At 76.7% G+C, this 2,074-nt stretch carries 3 protein-coding genes; 1 reads left to right on the forward strand and 2 read right to left on the reverse strand.

Annotated features, from left to right (window positions below):
- Window positions 1-123: 123 nt before the first annotated feature.
- Entirely contained in the window at window positions 124-702 is a 579-nt protein-coding gene (locus tag ACI78Z_RS24910) for a dienelactone hydrolase family protein (RefSeq protein WP_457039219.1), read from the reverse strand.
- 63 nt (window positions 703-765) lie between these two features.
- Between ACI78Z_RS24910 and ACI78Z_RS24915 the strand changes: the two genes are divergently transcribed.
- Window positions 766-1,452 carry a helix-turn-helix transcriptional regulator gene (locus ACI78Z_RS24915; protein ID WP_457039220.1) on the forward strand — a complete coding sequence of 229 codons (687 nt, stop codon included), beginning with the start codon at window positions 766-768 and terminating at the stop codon, window positions 1,450-1,452.
- A 13-nt stretch (window positions 1,453-1,465) separates the two neighbouring features.
- Here ACI78Z_RS24915 and ACI78Z_RS24920 read toward each other — a convergent pair whose 3' ends face one another.
- Window positions 1,466-1,915, reverse strand: a complete 450-nt coding sequence (locus ACI78Z_RS24920; protein ID WP_457039221.1) for a type II toxin-antitoxin system VapC family toxin — start codon at window positions 1,913-1,915, stop codon at window positions 1,466-1,468.
- Window positions 1,916-2,074 lie beyond the last annotated feature (159 nt).

Below are 2,074 nucleotides of genomic sequence, written 5' to 3' on the forward strand. Positions count from 1 at the left end.
CGGGGTGCGGCCCGCCAGAGTGGTGCAGGGCGACCCCCGCCCCCCCCCCCCCCCCCCCCCCCCCCCCCCCCCCCCCCCCCCCCCCCCCCCCCCCCCCCCCCCCCCCCCCCCCCCTCCGCCGTGTCAGAGCCGGTCGACGAACGCCAGCGCCCGCTGCCACGCCAGCTCCGCGGTCTCGGCGTCGAACTCGTCCGGGAGGCTCGGGTCGGTGAACAGGTGGCCGCTGCCCGGATAGCCGAACACCTCGACGGAGCCCCCGGTCCCCCGCACGTCGGCGACGAAGGCGTCGAGCCACTCGGGTGCGTGCTTCGGGTCGTCCTCGGTGTGGTGGACCTGCACCGGCACACCCGCCGGCCAGGCCTCGACCCCGAGCACCGCCAGCGGCAGCGCCCCGGCGAACAGCACGGCGCCGCGGCAGGCCCGCTGGGTGGCCACGTACTCGGCCATGCCGGCGCCGTTGGAGAAACCGGCGACGACGAGCCCGTCGGGCAGGTCCGCGACCGCGTCCACGGCCGCCTGCATGAGCGCCGGGAGGCCGATCCGGTCGACGTGCGCACCGGCCTCCTCGTAGTCGTCGAAGACCTGCCCGTCGTACTGGTCGACGACGAGGACGTCGTGGCCCGCGGACCGGAGCCGGTCCGCGGCGTCGGTGATCCCGGGCCGGACGCCGAGGACGGAGTGGAACAGCGCGATGGAGGCCATGGGACGAGCCTGCAGCGCCCTCGGTGACACCGTCCTGTCACCGTCTCCTGCGACGATCCCGCCGTGAACCGCACCGACCGGCTGCACGCGCTCACCGAGGAGCTGCGCCGTGCCGGCCCGCGCGGGAGGACGGCGCAGCGGCTGGCCGGGTGGCTGGAGGTGTCGACCCGGACGGTCAAGCGGGACGTGGCCGCCCTGCAGCAGGCCGGCGTCCCGATCCGGGCGAGCGCCGGGCCGGGTGGCGGGTACGTGCTCGACGCCGTCGCCACGCTGCCCCCGGTGAACCTCACCCCGGCGCAGGCGGTCGCGGTGGCCGTGGCGCTGACCGGGTCGGGCGACGCACCGTTCGCCGTCGACGGCCGGGCGGCGCTGGAGAAGGTGCTCGACGTGATGGGGCCCGCGGCCCGCGCCGAGGTGGAGGGGCTCGCCGGCCGGGTGTGGGTCCGCGGTCCCGCGGCTCCCCGGCCGCAGGCGGCCGCCGTGGTCGAGCAGGCGCTGGCGGACCGCCGGGTGGTCTCCCTGCGCTACCGCGACCGGCACGGGACGGCGACCCGGCGGCGGGTGGAGCCGCACCTCCTGGCCCGCACCGGCGAGCACTGGTACCTGGTCGCCTGGTGCCGGGAACGGCAGGCGCCGCGCTGGTTCCGCTGGGACCGCATCGAGGACGCCGCGCTCACCCCGGAGCCCGCGCCAGCCCGCGACGCGGCCCTCTTCGGCACCCCGCCGGACGACGCCCGCAGCGTCCGGTGAGAGGTGGACCGGCTCATGCCTCCAGGACTGCCGGCACCAGGGAAAACCCCTCCGCAGCGGCGGCACCTCGCAGGTGGCGGTCGAAGGCCGCGATCGTCTCGCACTCCGGGATCGCATCCCGAGCCGCCGACGCGCACGCCAACTGCACGGCGTCGTAGGCGCGCAACCCGTGCACCGCACACAGGCGAGCCGCCCTCTCGAGGACGGCCACCGTCGCGGTCACGATCGAGAACCTCGGCAGTTCCTCCTCGGTGCCGGACCAGTCGGCCTCGAAGGCGGACGTCAGCAATCGGGCCACACCTGCGTCCAGCTCCCCCAGGCGCTGCTTGCGCCAGATGGCGGAGGGCACCTCCACCCGCGCGAGCTGCGAGACGACGAGGGTGGACAGCTCGCGTACGCGCTCGTGCCCGGGCTCGTCGGCATAGAGCTTGACCAGCGCGCTGGAATCGGCGAAGACCGTCACGCCCGGTCGGACGCGATGATGTCGGACAGCTGCGTCCCTCGTCCGGCAGCGGCTCGTGCCGCTGCCACGGCGTCGGGGGCCGGCCGCCGCCGTCCGCGTCCGCGCGGCCCAAGCACCCCCCCACCGCCCACCCGCACACCCCACCCCACGCCCTCCTCC

Source organism: Geodermatophilus sp. SYSU D01176, from assembly GCF_054050015.1.

Excerpts from the sequence above, each read along its gene's own strand:
- ACI78Z_RS24910 (WP_457039219.1), bottom strand. The coding sequence starts at position 702 with ATGGCCTCCATCGCGCTGTTCCACTCCGTCCTCGGCGTCCGGCCCGGG.